Source organism: Kitasatospora sp. NPDC032121 (assembly GCF_055580145.1).
Genome location: NZ_JBVILX010000001.1, coordinates 825,691 through 843,068, shown reverse-complemented (window position 1 = coordinate 843,068; position 17,378 = coordinate 825,691). Strand labels below are relative to the sequence as shown.

The window sequence follows — 17,378 nt, the reverse complement described above, 5'->3', positions numbered from 1 at the left end:
TCCGCTGGGCCAATGAGGTTACTCTGCAGCGGTGCGCGCCATGGCGGGGTGACGCGGAGGCGTAAGCAGAAGATCCGTTCTGCGGATCATCCTGGAGTGTCATGCGTACTCGAATCACCGCCCTGGCCCTGTCCGGACTGACCTCGGCCGCCCTCGTGTTGGGTGCCGGCTCCGCGGCCTACGCCTCGCCCGTCGCCGACCACCACACAGCCGCCGTACCGGCGGAGGCCCAGGGTGAATGGGTCGACGGGCTCCTCCGTGCGGCGGCGGAGGGCAGCGGTAGAGCCACCCATACCTGGAACTTCGACAGCCGTGGCGCCGTCCCGTCCGAGCTGGTGGCCCGTCAGTCCTCGCGGACGGAGGGCACCAAGACAGTGACGGCGACGGCCGAAGCGCCCGCGGCCAAGGCCCCGGAGCCCGCGGCCAAGGCCCCGGCGGCGGCTCCGGCCCAGGCCGTCGCCCAGGCCCCGGCCGCGGCTCCGGCTCCGGCCCAGGCCCCGGCCGTCACCGCCGCCGAGCCGGGCGGGGAGGAGCCGCCGGCCGAGGAAGGAACCGGGCCGGGCGAGGAGGACGGCGAGCGCGGTCGGAACACGGCCCTGCCGTCGACGTTCGGGTACCTCGACCGACTGGGCGAGCTGGACCGACTGTCGGGCCTCACCGGCAAGCACTGCCACCACCACCACCACGCCTGCCCCTGCAAGCCCTGTGACCACGGTGGGGGCGAGGGCCCCGGCGACCACGGTGGGGGCCACGGTGGTGGCGGCAACGGCGGCGGTGGCGGGAACGGCGGCAACCAGTCCGAGAGCCAGAACCAGAGCCAGAACCAGAACCAGAACCAGTCACAGTCCCAGAACGGCCAACAGAGCCAGGACCAGAACGTCAACGTGACGGTCGTCGTCCAGAACACCGTCGTCAACACCGTCGACAACAGCGCGAACAACAGCGCCACCGCCAGCGCGAACAACTCCTCGCAGAACACGGCGAGCAACAGTCAGTCGGCCTCGCAGACCAACAACATCTCCAATGTGAACAAGGCCAAGTACAGCGAGGGGCCGGGGCACGGGCCGAGCCACCCGAGCCACCCGAGCCACCCGAGCCACCCGGGCCACGAAGGCCATGAGGGGCACGAGGGCCACGGAGGTCACGAGGGCCACCACGGCGGCCACGAGGAGGAGCACGGCTGGCACCACTGGGAGCTGGCGGAGACGGGGAGCGACACCTCGCCGGCCCTGTTCGGCCTCTCGGCGGCGCTCATCGCGGCGGGTGCGGTGGCCATGCGCGCCGGCCGGCGCTCCGACCGGAGTGCCCGGTGACCGACCGACGGATCTGACCGGCTGGCGGACGGGCGGTGCGCGTGGCGCACCGCCCGTCCGTCGCATGTCCACCGGACCGGCTCAGCGCAGCTCGGCGGGCGGCGTGCGGTCCGGGTCCATCGACTCCTCCCGGGCGAGGCTGCCCCAGACGGCCATCCGGTACAGCGAGGTGTAGACCGGCGTGCAGGTCGTCAGGGTGATGTAGCGGCCAGGCCCGCCGTACGGCGAGCCGACGGGGACCGGGGCGATGACACCGGTGTCGTCCTTGGCGGTCTCGGGCAGCGTGGCGTCGACGCGGTAGACGTACCAGCGGTCCCTGGTCTCCACGACCAGCGGGTCGCCCGGCCGCAGCCGGTCCAGGTCGTGGAACCTGGCGCCGTGACCGTCGCGGTGGGCGGCCAGGGCGAAGTTGCCCGAAGCCTCCCAGGGCATGGCCGAGCGGTACGGCGCCGTGTAGGCCCCGGCGACCCCGTCCGCGAGGGTCTCCCCGTCGGTACCGACCTTGATCAGCACCTGGTAGCCGGCGCCCAGGGCCGGGACGTGGAGGAAGCCGACGGCGTCGCCCTGGCCGAGCGGCGGTGCGGCGTCGGTCGGCGGGGCGGCCGGGGCCGACCAGGACTGGCGCAGCCGGGCGGCGGAGAGGTCCGCGTGACGGTCGGCCGTGAGGTTCGTCCACCACAGCGAGTGGACGACCAGCAGGGCGAGCAGCACGCCGAGGGTGAACAGCAGGTCGCCGAGCGCGCCGATCGCGAGCCGCAGGGGGTGTCGGCGCGGGGCTCTGCGCTCGGCCGGGTGCTCGGTCGCCATGGGGTCGTCCCTTCGGGCGGGAGTGCGGGGGAGTGGGCGGGCGGGGCCGTGCCGGGCACCGCCCCGGCGGGCGTCCCGGCCGGCCATGCGTACTCCACCGCGCCGTCGAGCCGGTGGGCAAGCCGACACGCCACGCCGTGCCCGGGGGGGCGCGCCGCCCGGCCCGCCGTTGCTCGGGCGGACCGGGCCCGTGGCATGCCCGGCGGGGCGGCCCGCAGGCGCGTAACCTGCTTGGGCGGACGGATGGAGGGGTCGATGGCGGTGGAGGAGCAACGGGCCGGGAGCCGGGTCAGCCGGCCGGAGAACCGGCTGGTCCGGCGCGGGTTCACCGACCCGGCGCGGGCGGTGCGGCTGCTGGAGGGCCCCGGGCTGGAGGGCCTGGCAGACGACCCCGTGCTGCTGGACGCGCTCGGCGCCACCGCCGACCCCGACCTCGCGCTGCTCGGCCTGGCCCGGCTGCTGGAGGCCGCCGACGAGGCCGACCGGCACACCCTGCGCGACACCCTCACCACCTCCAAGCCGCTGCGCGACCGGCTGCTCGGCGTGCTCGGCGTCTCCACCGCGCTCGGCGACCACCTGGCCCGGCACCCGCACGACTGGCACGTGCTGGTCACCTTCGAGCTGCGCGACATGCACCCCGGCCCGGAGGACTTCCGTCGCGCCCTCGCCGAAGGCGTCCGCGCCGACCTGTCCCTCGGCCCCGCGAACGCGCTGCGCGTCGCCTACCGCCGCTGCCTGCTCGCCATCGCCGCCCGCGACCTCACCGGCACCACCGACCTCGCGCAGGCCGCCGCCGAACTCGCCGACCTGGCCGGCGCCACCCTCCAGACGGCCCTGGACCTCGCCGCCGAGCAGGACCCGGAGGCCGCCGCGGCCTGCCGGCTCGCGGTCATCGGCATGGGCAAGTGCGGCGGCCGCGAACTCAACTACGTCTCCGACGTGGACGTCATCTTCGTCGCCGAGCCGCGCGAGGGCGTCGAGGAGCACGACGCGGTCAGGGCCGCCACCCGGCTGGCCGCCGCCCTCACCCGGCTCTGCTCGGACACCACCGGGGAGGGCACCATCTGGCCGGTGGACGCCAACCTGCGCCCCGAGGGCCGCAACGGCCCGCTGGTGCGCACCCTGGCCAGCCACCTCGCCTACTACCAGCGCTGGGCCAAGACCTGGGAGTTCCAGGCGCTGCTCAAGGCCCGCCCGGTCGCCGGGGACGCCGAGCTCGGCGCCGCGTACGTCGAGGCGCTCGCCCCGATGGTCTGGCAGGCCGCCGCCCGGGAGAACTTCGTCGCCGACGTCCAGCAGATGCGCCGCCGGGTCGTCGACTCCATCCCGGCCACCGAACTGGACCGCCAGCTCAAGCTCGGCCCGGGCGGGCTGCGCGACGTCGAGTTCTCCGTACAGCTGCTCCAGCTGGTGCACGGCCGCACCGACCCGGCGCTGCGCAGCGGCAACACCCTGGAGGCGCTGGCCGCGCTCTCCCGCGGCGGGTACGTGGGCCGGGCGGACGCCGCCTCGCTGGACACCGCGTACCGCTTCCTGCGCTCGCTGGAGCACCGCATCCAGCTGTACCGGCTGCGCCGCACCCATCTGATGCCCACCGCCGAGGAGGACCTGCGCCGCCTCGCCCGCTCGCTCGCCGCGCTGATCAACGACGACACCCGCGCCGACCCGGTGGCCGCCCTGCAACGCGAGTGGAAGCGGCACGCGGTGGAGGTCCGGCGGCTGCACGAGAAGCTGTTCTACCGGCCGCTGCTCGACGCCGTCGCCGAACTGCCGCCGGGAGCCACCGGGTTGACCCCGGAGGCGGCCCGGGCCCGGCTGGAGGCGCTGGGCTACGCGGACCCGGCGGCCGCGCTGCGCCACCTCAGCGCGCTCGCCTCGGGGGTGAGCCGCAAGGCCGCGATCCAGCGCACCCTGCTGCCGGTGCTGCTCGGCTGGTTCGCCGAGTCCGCCGACCCGGACGCCGGGCTGCTCAACTTCCGGCAGGTCTCCGACGCGCTCGGCCGCACCCCCTGGTACCTGCGGCTGCTGCGCGACGAGAGCGCCGCCGCCGAACAGCTGGCCCGGGTGCTGTCGGCCGGCCGGCTCGCGCCCGACCTGCTGCTGCGCGCCCCCGAGGCGGTGGCCATGCTGGGCGACCCGCAGGGCCTGGAACCGCGCGGCCGGGCGGCGCTGCAGTCGGAGGTGCTGGCCGCCGTCGGCCGGGCCGGCTCCACCCGGGCCGCGGTGGCCGCCGCCCGCTCGGTGCGCCGCCGGGAGCTGTTCCGTACCGCCGCCGCGGACGTGCTCGGCCGGCTCGGGGACGATCCCGCCGAGGCGCTGGACACCGCGGGGGAGGCGCTCACCGCGCTCAACGCCGCCACCCTGGGCGGCGCGCTGCGCGCCTGCGTCGCCGGCTGGGAGGCCGAGCACGGGGACCTGCCGACCCGGATCTCGGTGATCGCCATGGGCCGCTTCGGCGGCCACGAACTGGGCTACGGCTCGGACGCGGACGTGCTCTTCGTCCACGAGCCGCTGCTCGGCTCGCTGGAGGAGGAGGCCGCCCGGGCCGCCCAGGCGGTCTGCCACGAGCTGCGTTCCCAGCTGGGCGCGCCCTCCACCGAGCCGCCGCTGCTGGTCGACGCCGACCTGCGGCCGGAGGGCCGCAGCGGCCCGCTGGTGCGCACCCTCGCCTCGTACACGGCGTACTACCGGCGCTGGTCGCACGCCTGGGAGAGCCAGGCGCTGTTGCGGGCCGAGCCGGTGGCCGGGGACGAGGAGCTGGGCACGCGGTTCCGGCAGCTGATCGACCCGCTGCGCTACCCGGGCGGCGGGGTGCCGGAGCGCGACGTGATGGAGATCCGCCGGATCAAGGCGCGGATCGAGGCCGAGCGGCTGCCGCGCGGGGCCGACCCGACCACCCACACCAAGATCGGCCGGGGCGGGCTGGCGGACGTCGAGTGGACGGTGCAGCTGCTGCAGCTCCGGCACGGGCACGAGCTGCCGGGCCTGCGCACCACCCGGACCAGGGCGGCCCTGGCGGCCGCCGTGGCGGGCGGGCTGGTCGAGCCGGAGGACGCCGAGGTGCTGGACGCGGCCTGGGTGCTGGCCTCCCGGGTGCGGGCGGCGGTGATGCTGGTGCGCGGGCGGCCGGGGGACAGCTTCCCGGGGGAGGCCAGGGAGCTGGCCGGGGTGGCCCGCTACCTCGGGTACGGCTCCGGGCACAGCGGCGAACTGCTGGACGACTACCGGCGGACCACCCGTCGGGCCCGGGCGGTGGTGGACCGGCTGTTCTACGGCGTCGGCTGACGGGTGCGACCGGCGGGCGCGACCGAGGGATGAGCGCCGGCGGGTACGCGGAAGGGGCCCCTGTTCAGGGGCCCCTTCCGGGAGGTCCTGGGGACGGGCCTAGCGGCGGGCGCTGCTGACCGCGGGCTCGCTCCACTGCTCGGGGACGGTGATCGGCTGCTCGGCCACCGCCTCCCGGGCGGGCACCTTGGGCAGTCGGTACACCCACTCGTGGTACATCCAGCGGGCGGCGAGGAAGCCCACCGCCAGGCAGAGCACGCCGCCGACGGCGTCCATCCAGAAGTGGTTGGCGGTGGAGACGATGACCACCAGGGTGGCGGCCGGGTAGAGCAGGCCGAGCACCCTGACCCACGTCCGGCGGGCCAGGAAGAAGATCGCCAGACCGCACCACATCGACCAGCCGATGTGCATGGAGGGCATCGCCGCGTACTGGTTGGAGACGTGTGCGGCGGGCCCGGAGGCCATCGAGCCCCAGGTGCCGTGGACCTTCACGGTGTCGATGAAGCCGCCGTCGGTCATCAGCCGGGGCGGGGCCAGCGGGAAGAAGTAGAAGCCGACCAGGGCGATGCCGGTGGTGACGAACAGCACCGAGCGGGCCGCGACGTAGCGCCCGGGGTGGCTGCGGTAGAGCCAGACCAGCACGCCGATCGTGATCACGAAGTGCAGCGTCGCGTAGTAGTAGTTCATCCCGGTGATGAGCCACCCGACGCTGTCCACGGCGTGGTTGATCGAGTGCTCGACGGCGATGCCCAGGTGGTGCTCCAGGTCCCAGATCCAGCGGGCGTGCTTCTGGGCTATCGCTTCCTGTTCGGGAACCGCGTTGCGCACGATCGAGTAGATCCAGTAGCTGATCCCGATCAGCGCCAGCTCGAACCAGATCCGCGGCCTGGCCGGTGAGCGGCGCTGGGCGCTGATGTGCGCGCGCAGGGCTGCGGGACGGGACTGGGCGGCACGGGTGGCTCCATCGGGCAGGCGGCCGGGGACGGCCTTCGCTGCTTCGGAACCGCCACCGCTCGCCGCGTCGGCGCGCCCGGCGCCGCCTCGCTGGATCTCGGTCGGTTCCCCCATGGACGGCAAGTCTGCCAGACCGCTCGTAGCCGTCTGCTCATCCTCTGGAAGTGGATTCTTCACCGGCTGTCCCCCTTGAGGGCTACGGGCCGGCTCCCACCGGGGTAGGGGGTGTTCGGGGGTTGGGTGCATACCGGTGGGACGGACATACGTCCCATTGTCACGCTCGTCGCTCAAGGGGAGTAACCGGGGTGGTCGGAGACGGTCGCCCACCTGGAATTTCCCGCTACGAAACGGTTTCTGCATCTTGCTGAAACATATTGCAGGCCGCTAGCTTCCTGGGAAATCGATCGCCCCTTCCCCTAAGGGAGCCCTCAGTGGCCGATGCCCCGCTCCGCCCCCGACGGAGCACTGCCCGACGCACCACCGGCCGTCGCAGACCGCCCGGCCGCACGGCCGTCCTGCTGGCCGCCGCACTGACCGCCGCCACCCTCGGCAGTGCCCCCGCGGCCCTCGCCGCCGCCCCGCCGGCCCCGCCCTCGGACGCCGCGCTGGCGGCCACCGCCGGGCGGCACGACCTCAGCCGCGAGCAGTTCTACTTCGTCCTGCCCGACCGCTTCGCCAACGGCGACGCCGCCAACGACACCGGCGGCATCACCGGAGGGCGACTGGAGAACGGCTTCGACCCCGCCGACAAGGGCTTCTACCACGGCGGCGACCTGGCCGGGCTGATCCAGCGGCTCGACTACATCCAGAACCTCGGCACCACCGCGATCTGGATGGCCCCGATCTTCAAGAACAAGCCGGTGCAGGGCAGCGGGGCCGACGCCTCGGCCGGGTACCACGGCTACTGGATCACCGACTTCACCCAGGTCGACCCGCACTTCGGCACCAACGAGCAGCTCAAGGAGCTGATCGGCAAGGCGCACGCCCGCGGCATCAAGGTCTTCTTCGACGTCATCACCAACCACACCGCCGACGTCATCGACTACGCCGAGAAGCAGTACGGCTACCGCTCCGCCGGCGCCTACCCGACGCTCGACGCGGACGGGAACCCGGTGGACGAGACCGCCGTCGCCGATGCCGGCTCGCCCTGGCCGAAGACCACCAGGGACTCCTTCCCCTACACCCCGGTCTTCCGCACCCCGGCCGACGCCACGGTCAAGACCCCGTCCTGGCTCAACGACCCGGCGCTCTACCACAACCGGGGCGACTCCACCTTCGTCGGCGAGTCCGCCACCGAGGGCGACTTCAGCGGCCTGGACGACCTCGACACCCAGAACCCCAAGGTGGTGAAGGGCTTCGAGAAGGTCTACCAGCAGTGGGTCAAGGACGCCGGCGTGGACGGCTTCCGGATCGACACCGTCAAGCACGTCAACATGGCGTTCTGGCAGCAGTGGGCCCCCGCGCTCAAGGACTTCGCCGCCAAGCAGGGCAACAAGAAGTTCTTCATGTTCGGAGAGGTCTACTCCGGGGACCCGGCGGTCACCTCGCCGTACGTCACCAAGGGCAGGCTCCAGGCCACCCTGGACTTCCCGTTCCAGGGCGCGGCCCGCTCCTACGTCTCGCAGGGCGGCTCGGCGCGCAACCTCGCCGACGTCTACGCCCAGGACTACCGCTACACCAGCGCCGACACCGACGCGTACGAGCTGCCGACCTTCCTCGGCAACCACGACATGGGCCGCTTCGGCTCCTTCCTGCTCGCCGACAACCCGGGTGCCGACGAGGCGACCCTGCTGAAGAAGGACCGGCTCGGCAACGAGCTGCAGTTCCTCACCCGCGGCCAGCCCGTCGTCTACTACGGCGACGAGCAGGGCTTCACCGGCGCGGGCGGCGACAAGGACGCCCGGCAGGACATGTTCGCCTCGCGCACCGATTCCTACAACGCCGACCGGGTGCTCGGCGGCCCCGCCGGCCCGGCCGACCGGTACGGGCAGGGCGGCGAGCTCTACCAGGGCGTCGCCGGGCTGGCCAAGCTGCGCCGGGACAACCCGGCGCTGGCCGACGGCGCCCAGATCGAGCGGTACGCCGCCGACGGCGCCGGCGTGTACGCCTTCTCCCGGATCGACGCCGGGCAGCAGGTCGAGTACCTGGTGGCGGTCAACAACGCCGCCGAGGCGAAGACCGTCACCCTGGACACCTTCTCCGCGGGGATGGGCTTCGACCGGATCCACCCGTCCGCGGGGGAACGGATCACCAGCGGCGCCGACCGCAAGGTGACGGTCACCGTGCCGGCGCTCTCCTCCGTAGTGTTCAAGGCGGGCGGGAAGCTCGCGGCCGTCGGTTCGGCGCCGCAGCTCTCGGTGCAGCCGCCGGCCGACGGCTCGACCGGGCTGGTCACCGTCGGCGCCACGACGGACAAGGGCTTCAACCGGGTCAGCTTCGCCGCCCAGATCGGCGACGGGCCCTGGCAGACCCTGGGCACCGCCGACACCGGAAAGTACGCGGTGACCCAGGACCTCGGCGCCGTCGCCCCCGGCACGGTGGTGCGCTACAAGGCCGTCGTGCAGGACTCCAGCGGCCACCTGCGCTCCGCCACCGCGAGCTTCACCACCGGTGCCCCCGCGCCCAAGCCGGTGCCCACCGCCGGCTCCCGCCCGTACGCCGTCGTCCACTACAACCGGCCGGACGGCGACTACGACGGCTGGAACCTCTACGCCTGGGGCGACCTCGCCGACGGCGAGTCCACCCAGTGGCCGGCCGGGCACGCCTTCACCGGGCGGGACGCGTACGGCGCCTTCGCGTACGTGCGGCTGAAGCCCGGCGCCTCGGACGTCGGGTTCATCGTGGAGAAGGACGGCGTCAAGGACGTCGACGCCGACCGGCACCTCGACGTCGGCAGCACCGGCGAGGTGTGGCTCCGACAGGGCGACCCGGCCGTGCGCACCGCCGACCCCGGGCCGCCGAACAGCCAGCCCGCGAACACCGCCGTCATCCACTACAACCGGGCCGACGGCGACTACGACGGCTGGGGCCTGCACGACTGGACCGGCGCCGCCACCCCCACCGACTGGGGCAAGCCGCTGGCGCCGGCGCGCCGCGACGCCTTCGGCGCCGTCTTCGAGGTGCCGCTGGCCCCCGGGGCGACCAGCCTCAGCTACATCCTGCACAAGGGCAACGACAAGGACCTGCCCGCCGACCAGTCGCTGGACTTCGCCGTCAACGGCAAGGAGGTCTGGATCCTCGGCGGCCGCGAGGGCTACCTGCTGCCGCAGAACCCGGCCGCCTCCTCGCAGGTCGACCTCGCCGCCGCCAAGGCCCAGTGGATCGACGCGCGGACCGTCGTCGTCCCGGCGAACTACGGCTCGGGCGACGACGCCCTGGCCGGCGGCACCAGCGCCCAGCTGGTGTACGACCCCGAGGGCGGCATCCGGGCCGACCGGGGCACGCTGACCAAGCCCGGCAAGTGGCTGCGGCTCACCCCGGTCAAGGGCGGGCTGACCGACGCGCAGAAGGCGAAGTACCCGCACCTGGCGGGCTACCGGGCCTTCACCGTGGACCCGAGGGACACCGCCCGCGTCCCGGCCGCGCTGCGCGCCCAGCTGCTGTTCACCGAACACCTGCCCAGCGGCGCGGTGTCGGCCGCCACCGGCGTGCAGATCCCGGGCGTGCTGGACGACCTGTACGCCGGGAAGACCGGCAAGGTCGACTTCGGGCCGGCCCACTACAACGGCAAGGTGGCGCTGTCGCTGTGGGCGCCGACCGCGCAGGAGGTCTCCGTCCAGGTCTACGACAGCGCCACCGGGGGCACCCCGAAGACGCTGCCGCTGAAGCTGGACGACGAGACCGGGGTGTGGGAAGTCGTCCGCGACAAGCGCGAGTTGGACGGCAAGTACTACCTGTACCAGGTGAAGGTCTGGGCGCCCTCGGTGCAGCAGGTCGTCGTCAACACCGTCACCGACCCGTACTCGGTGGCGCTGTCCACCGACTCGAAGCGCAGCCTGGTCGCCGACCTCGACGCCAGGGAGCTCAAGCCGAAGGGCTGGGACGACCACGCCCGCCCGCAGGCCGTCCCGCCCGCGCAGCAGCAGATCCAGGAACTGCACGTCCGGGACTTCTCGGTCGAGGACTCCACCGTCCCGGCCGCCGAGCGCGGCACCTACCTGGCGTTCACCGAGTCGGACTCGGCCGGGATGCGGCACCTCCGGGAGCTCGCCAAGGCCGGGGTGACCACGGTGCACCTGCTGCCGACCTTCGACATCGCCACCGTCCGGGAGAACCGGGCGGACCAGAAGCTGCCCGCCTGCGACCTCAAGTCCCTTGCGGCGGACGGCCCGAAGCAGCAGGAGTGCGTGGCGGTCGTGGCCGCCGACGACGCGTACAACTGGGGCTACGACCCGCTGCACTACAACGTGCCCGAGGGCTCCTACGCCACTGACCCCAACGGAGTGGCCCGGACGGTGCAGTTCCGGCAGATGGTGCAGGCGATGCACGCGGCCGGGCTGCGGGTGGTGCTCGACGTGGTCTACAACCACACCGCCGCCAGCGGCCAGGCCGAGCACTCGGTGCTGGACCGGGTGGTGCCCGGCTACTACCAGCGGCTGGACGCCAACGGCAAGGTGACGACGGACAGTTGCTGCTCCGACACCGCGCCCGAGCACGCCATGATGAACCGGCTGGTGGTCGACTCGGTGACGCTGTGGGCCCGCGAGTACAAGGTGGACGGCTTCCGCTTCGACCTGATGGGCCTGGACCCGAAGTCCACCATGCTGGACGTGCAGGCCGCGCTGCGGAAGATGACGCCGGACTCGGACGGCGTGGACGGCCGGAACGTCCTGCTCTACGGCGAGGGCTGGAACTTCGGCGTGGTCGCCAACGACGCCCGGTTCGTGCAGGCCACCCAGGTCAACATGGCCGGCACCGGCATCGCCACCTTCGACGACCGGATCCGGGACGCCGCCCGCGGCGGCAACTTCATGCTGAACTCCGCCCAGCAGCAGGGCTTCGCCTCGGGCCTGTACACCGACCCGAACGGCTCGGCCGCGAACGGCACCCCGGAGGAGCAGAAGGCCCGGCTGCTGCACCAGATGGACCAGCTGAAGGTCGGGCTGACCGGCAACCTGGCCGGATACTCCTTCACCGACAGCTCGGGCAAGCCCGTCACCGGTGCCCAGGTCGACTACAACGGCGCCCCGACCGGGTACGCGGCCAAGCCCGGCGAGGCGGTGGAGTACGTGGACGCCCACGACAACACCGACCTCTTCGACGCGCTCGCGTACAAGCTGCCGACCGGCACCGCGCCCGCCGACCGGGCCCGGATGCAGGCGCTCGGGCTCTCGCTGACCGCGCTCACCCAGGGCGCGGGCTTCGCCCAGGCCGGCAGCGACCTGCTGCGCTCCAAGTCGCTCGACTCCAACTCCTACGACTCGGGGGACTGGTTCAACGTGATCCACTGGGACCCCGCCGACGGCAACGGCTGGGGCCGTGGCCTGCCGATGGCGAAGGACAACCAGGAGCAGTGGGCGGCGGCCCGATCCCTGCTGGCCGACCCGAAGCTGACCGTCGGCGCGGCGGACATCCGGGCGACCTCCGCGCAGTACCAGGAGTTCCTGCGGATCAAGCAGTCCTCGCCGCTGTTCTCGCTGCCGACCCTGGCCGCCGTCCAGCAGCGGCTCTCCTACCCGCTCTCCGGCACGGCGGGTGAGACGCCCGGGGTGATCACCCTGCACCTGGACGGCACCGGGCTGCCGGGGGCGGAGAAGGGCATCACGGTGGTCTTCAACGCCACGCCCGCGGCGCAGGCGCAGACCGTGCCGGCGCTGCGGGGCACCGGTCAGGCGCTGCACCCCGTCCAGGCGGGCGGGGCGGACCGGGTGGTGCAGCGGTCCGGCTTCGACGCCGCGACCGGGACCTTCACCGTGCCGGGCCGCACCGTGGCGGTGTTCGTCCAGCGCTGACGATCCGACACCGGCCGGTCCGACGCCGGTCCGTCCGGTGCGGGTTCGTCCGACACCGGTTCGTACACCTCGGCAACTTCCGGGCCCCGTATCACCGTTCAGGTGGTGCGGGGCCCGGCTGTGTGTGGGGGAGGGCCGGTTCCGTTCCGGACGCACTCTGGCCGGAAACCGTCGATGGCACGGCCGGAACTGTGACGTGCCGGGTCTGCCGGGCGCTGTCGGCCACCCGTCGCCGGGGGAAGCGGACCTGAGTGCTGGTCACCGACATCCGGCAGTGATCGAACTTTGTTCGGGGCATGAAAACCGTGTTCACGAGTTCGTCGCGGGGTAACACAACTGACGAACCGGCCTGCATACGGTTTCGGTAATGAATCGGCCAATCCGTGGCATGCATCTGTCATTAACGGCTCGTTTGCTGCCACGATTCCCCCGGCTGTAGACGAGGGGGCCCCACCCCCCGGTGCAGCTGTTCCAGTTCAGGTGCAGCGCGTCCCGACCCTGCAACGAGTTGTGAGCACCGCATCCCGCACTCCCGTCGCACCCGGCGGGGGCCCCCACTGCGCCGCAACCGCGGCCCAGGTTTTCTCTCCACCGTGCGCGACCCAGCGCCGGTCGGAAAAGGAGTCCGCATGTCCCGTTACGCTCACGCCCGGAAGGCGGCGGTTGTCATGGCCGCCTCCACCGCGCTGCTGGTCACCGGGTTCCCGGTGATCGCCCAGGCGGCCACCCCGGACGCGCCGGCCGCCGTCGCGGCCCAGCAGGCCAGCCGCGCCCAGCTGATCTCCGTCGCGAACCAGCAGACCGCCACCCTCGCCCAGAGCCTGGGCCTGAGCGGCGAGGAGAAGCTGGTCACCAAGGACGTCATCCAGGACGCGGACGGCACCCGCCACCTGCGGTACGAGCGCACCCTCAACGGACTGCCCGTCCTGGGCGGGGACCTGGTGGTGCACCAGGCGCCCACCGGTGCGACCAAGAGCGTTGACCGGGCCAGCACCGCCTCGCTGAGCGGTGTCAGCACCACGCCGAAGCTGGCCGCGCCGGCCGCGCAGAGCGCCGCGCTCGCCGCCGAGTCGGGCACCGCGGTCGACACCGCGCCGCGCCTGGTGGTCTGGGCCGCCGACAACAGCCCCCGGCTGGCCTGGGAGACCGTCGTCTCCTCCACCAAGTCCGACGGCACCCCGAGCAAGATGCACGTCGTCACCGACGCCACCAGCGGCCAGGTCATCCAGCAGTGGGACGGCATCGAGACCGGCTCCGGCAAGGGCGTCTTCGTCGGCAACGTCACCATCGGCACCACCCAGTCGGGTTCGACGTACCAGATGAAGGACTCCGCCCGCGGCGGGATGTACACCACCAACCTGAACCACGGGACCTCGGGCACCGGCACGCTGTACAGCAAGTCCACCGACACCTGGGGCGACGGCACCGTCAACAACGGCGAGTCCGCCGCGGTCGACGCCCACTTCGGCGTCGCGGCCACCTGGGACTACTACAAGAACACCTTCGGCCGCAACGGCATCCGCAACGACGGTGTCGGCGCCTACAGCCGCGTCCACTACGGCAACAACTACGTGAACGCGTTCTGGGACGACTCCTGCTTCTGCATGACGTACGGAGACGGCAGCAACAACACCGCGCCGCTCACCGAACTGGACGTCGCGGGCCACGAGATGAGCCACGGCGTCACCGCGGCCACCGCCAACCTGACCTACTCCGGTGAGTCCGGCGGCCTCAACGAGGCCACCTCGGACATCTTCGGCACCATGGTCGAGTTCTCCGCCAACATCCCGACCGACAACCCCGACTACCTGATCGGTGAGTTGATCAACATCAACGGGAATGGCACCCCGCTGCGCTACATGGACAAGCCGTCCAAGGACGGCGCCTCGGCCGACTACTGGTCGTCCACCGTCGGCAACAAGGACGTCCACTACTCGTCCGGCGTCGCCAACCACTTCTTCTACCTGCTCTCCGAGGGCAGCGGCGCGAAGGTCATCAACGGCGTCAGCTACGACTCGCCGACCCAGGGCAACATCACGGTCACCGGCATCGGCCGGGACAAGGCGGCGGCCGTCTGGTACCGCGCCCTGACCACCTACATGACCTCCAGCACCAACTACGCCGCGGCGCGCACCGCGACGGAGAAGGCGGCCACCGACCTGTACGGTGCCGGCAGCGCCGAGCTGACCGCGGTCAGCACCGCCTGGGCGGGCGTCAACGTCGGCACGGCGCCCTCCGGCGGCGTGACCGTCACCAACCCGGGCAACCAGTCCACCGCCGTGGGCGGCGCGGTCAACCTCCAGATCAGCGCCACCGGCGGCACCGCCCCGCTGACCTACACCGCGACCGGCCTGCCCACCGGCCTGTCGATCTCCTCCTCCGGCGCGATCACCGGTACCGCCTCCACCGCGGGCACCTACAACGTGACCGTCACCGCGAAGGACTCGGCCGGCAAGACCGGCAGCACCAGCTTCACCTGGACCGTCTCGACCGGTGGCGGTGGCTGCACCCCGGCGCAGCTGCTGGGCAACGAGGGCTTCGAGACCGGTACGGCCACCCCGTGGACGGCGTCCAGCGGCGTGATCGACAGCAGCACCTCCCAGGCGGCCCACAGCGGCTCCTGGAAGGCGTGGCTGAACGGCTACGGCTCCACCCACTCGGACTCGCTGTCGCAGACGGTGACCATCCCGGCGGGCTGCAAGGCGACGCTGAGCTTCTGGCTGCACATCGACACCGCCGAGTCGGGCAGCACCGCGTACGACAAGCTGACCGTGTCGGTCAACGGCACCACGCTGAAGACCTACTCCAACGTGGACGCCGCGGCGGGCTACCAGCAGCGCACCTTCGACCTGTCGTCCTACGCGGGCCAGACGGTCACGGTGAAGTTCGCCGGGACCGAGGACGCCTCGCTCCAGACCAGCTTCGTGATCGACGACACCTCCGTCCAGACCGGCTGAGCCGGGACCGGCTCCTGACGGGCCGGTGAACCAGGACAGGTGAGGGGCCCGGTGGCTACGGCTGCCGGGCCCTTGTCGTGCCGGGGTGTCGTCGGACCAGGGTCCTGTCGTGCCGGGGGCCCTTGTCGTGCGGGTGTCGTCGGACCAGGGTCCCTGTCGTGCCGGGGTCTTGACGGTCCCTCCGGGCGCCTCTAGGTTCAGCGCTGCAAGTTTCCGGCAAGTTACAGAAAATCCCTGCAGACTTCGCCCCCTTCGGCTGCCCCACCCCAGCCACCCCCCAGGAGACGACGTGGTCACCACCGCCCCCGCCCGCCGGCCCGCCCGCGCGGCCGGTGCGCTCGCCGCCTCGGCGGCGCTCGCGCTCTCGCTCGGCACCGCCCTCGGCGCCCCCACCGCCCAGGCCGCCCCGCCCGCCGGCAACGGCAAGGACGTCACCGCCACCCTCTTCGAGTGGCGCTTCGACTCCGTGGCCCAGGCCTGCACCTCCACCCTCGGACCCAAGGGCTACGGCTTCGTCGAGGTCTCCCCGCCGCAGGAGCACATCCAGGGCGCGCAGTGGTGGACCTCCTACCAGCCGGTCAGCTACAAGATCGCCGGGCGGCTCGGCGACCGCACGTCCTTCAAGAACATGGTCGCCACCTGCCACGCGGCCGGCGTCAAGGTGATCGCCGACGCGGTGGTCAACCACATGTCGGCGGGCTCCGGCACCGGCACCGGCGGCACCGCGTACACCAAGTACAACTACCCGGGCACGTACCAGAACCAGGACTTCCACACCTGCCGCCAGCCGATCACCAACTACCAGGACCGCGGCAACGTCCAGAACTGCGAGCTGGAGGGCCTCTCCGACCTCGACACCGCCAGCACGTACGTCCAGACCACCATCGCGCACTACCTGGACGACCTGGCCTCGCTCGGCGTCGACGGCTACCGGATCGACGCGGCGAAGCACATCGCCGCCGCCGACCTCGCCGCGATCAAGGCCAAGATGGCCAACCCCAAGGCCTACTGGGTCCAGGAGGTCATCTACGGCGCCGGCGAGCCGGTCCAGCCCACCGAGTACACCGGCACCGGCGACGTGGACGAGTTCCGGGTCGGCATGGACCTCAAGCGGATGTTCACCGCCGACAAGCTCGCCAACCTCAGCGGCTGGGGCGCCTCCTGGGGCTATCTGCCGAGCGGCCAGGCGCGCGGCTTCGTCGACAACTGGGACACCGAGCGCAACGGCTCCACCCTCAACTACACCTACGGCAACACCTACACGCTGGCCAACGTCTTCCTGCTGGCCTCGCCGTACGGCGCCCCCAACGTCTACTCCGGCTACTCCTTCACCAACAAGGACGACGGCCCGCCGAACGGCGGCACCGTCAACGCCTGCTACCAGGACGGCTGGAACTGCACCCACGCCTGGCGGCAGGTCGCCAACATGGTCGGCTTCCGCAACGCGGTCGCGGGCACCGGGGTGACCGACTGGTGGTCCAACGGCAACAACGCGATCGCCTTCGGCCGCGGCAACAGGGGCTACGTGGCGATCAACCACGAGAGCGGCGCGATCACCCGGACCTTCCAGACCGGGCTGCCGGCCGGCACCTACTGCGACGTCCAGCACGGCGACCCGCAGGCGGGCGGCGGCTGCACCGGGCCGACGTACCAGGTGGGCGCCAACGGGCAGTTCACCGCGACGGTCGGCGCGGGCGACGCGGTCGCGCTGTACGTCCAGTCCGGCGCGAGCGTCTCCGCCGCCTCGTTCAACGTCAACGCGACCACCTCGCCCGGGCAGAACATCTACGTGGTCGGCGACGCGGCGGCGCTCGGCGCCTGGGACCCGGCGAAGGCACTGCCGCTCTCCTCGGCCGGCTACCCGGTCTGGTCGCTGGCGCTGTCGCTGCCGGCCGGCACGTCCTTCCAGTACAAGTACGTCCGCAAGGACGCGAGCGGCGCGGTGACCTGGGAGTCCGGCGCCAACCGGACGGCGACGGTGCCCTCGGGCGGGACGGTCACGCTGAACGACACCTGGCGGCCGTGAGGCCCGGCCTCCGGGGCGTCCCGGATCCCCGCCGGCCGTTCCGGCGGGGATCCCCCTCGCCGCCGCTCCCGGGGGCGGGTGGCGG

The 17,378-nt window shown here is 72.5% G+C and carries 7 protein-coding genes; 5 read left to right on the top strand and 2 right to left on the bottom strand.

Annotation, left to right across the window (positions count from 1 at the left end; all coding sequences use genetic code 11):
* The first annotated feature begins 101 nt into the window (after positions 1 to 101).
* A complete protein-coding gene (locus tag ACZ5OX_RS03815; protein WP_465628586.1) occupies positions 102 to 1,313 on the top strand; it encodes a hypothetical protein in 1,212 nt (403 codons plus the stop codon).
* Between the two features lie 81 nt (positions 1,314 to 1,394).
* Here the strand turns inward: ACZ5OX_RS03815 and ACZ5OX_RS03810 are convergent, their stop codons facing one another.
* Positions 1,395 to 2,120 carry a class E sortase gene (locus ACZ5OX_RS03810; RefSeq protein WP_465628585.1) on the bottom strand — a complete coding sequence of 242 codons (726 nt, stop codon included), beginning with the start codon at positions 2,118 to 2,120 and terminating at the stop codon, positions 1,395 to 1,397.
* A gap of 255 nt (positions 2,121 to 2,375) precedes the next feature.
* On the opposite strand from ACZ5OX_RS03810, the gene ACZ5OX_RS03805 reads away from it, so the two are divergent.
* Complete coding sequence (locus ACZ5OX_RS03805; protein ID WP_465628584.1) at positions 2,376 to 5,405, top strand: bifunctional [glutamine synthetase] adenylyltransferase/[glutamine synthetase]-adenylyl-L-tyrosine phosphorylase; 3,030 nt, start codon at positions 2,376 to 2,378, stop codon at positions 5,403 to 5,405.
* A 99-nt stretch (positions 5,406 to 5,504) separates the two neighbouring features.
* On the opposite strand, the gene ACZ5OX_RS03800 is transcribed toward ACZ5OX_RS03805, so the two are convergent.
* The gene (locus ACZ5OX_RS03800) at positions 5,505 to 6,473 is read right to left on the bottom strand and encodes a phosphatase PAP2 family protein (protein ID WP_465628583.1); all 969 of its coding nucleotides are present in this window, start codon (positions 6,471 to 6,473) and stop codon (positions 5,505 to 5,507) included.
* A 317-nt stretch (positions 6,474 to 6,790) separates the two neighbouring features.
* On the opposite strand from ACZ5OX_RS03800, the gene pulA reads away from it, so the two are divergent.
* From pulA to ACZ5OX_RS03785, 3 genes are all read left to right on the top strand, one after another.
* On the top strand, positions 6,791 to 12,310 hold the full coding sequence (gene pulA, locus ACZ5OX_RS03795; RefSeq protein WP_465628582.1) for a pullulanase-type alpha-1,6-glucosidase: 5,520 nt from the start codon (positions 6,791 to 6,793) through the stop codon (positions 12,308 to 12,310).
* A 629-nt stretch (positions 12,311 to 12,939) separates the two neighbouring features.
* Entirely contained in the window at positions 12,940 to 15,267 is a 2,328-nt protein-coding gene (locus ACZ5OX_RS03790) for a M4 family metallopeptidase (RefSeq protein ID WP_465628581.1), read from the top strand.
* A gap of 289 nt (positions 15,268 to 15,556) precedes the next feature.
* A complete protein-coding gene (locus tag ACZ5OX_RS03785) occupies positions 15,557 to 17,293 on the top strand; it encodes a carbohydrate-binding module family 20 domain-containing protein (protein ID WP_465628580.1) in 1,737 nt (578 codons plus the stop codon).
* The last annotated feature ends 85 nt before the right edge of the window (positions 17,294 to 17,378 follow it).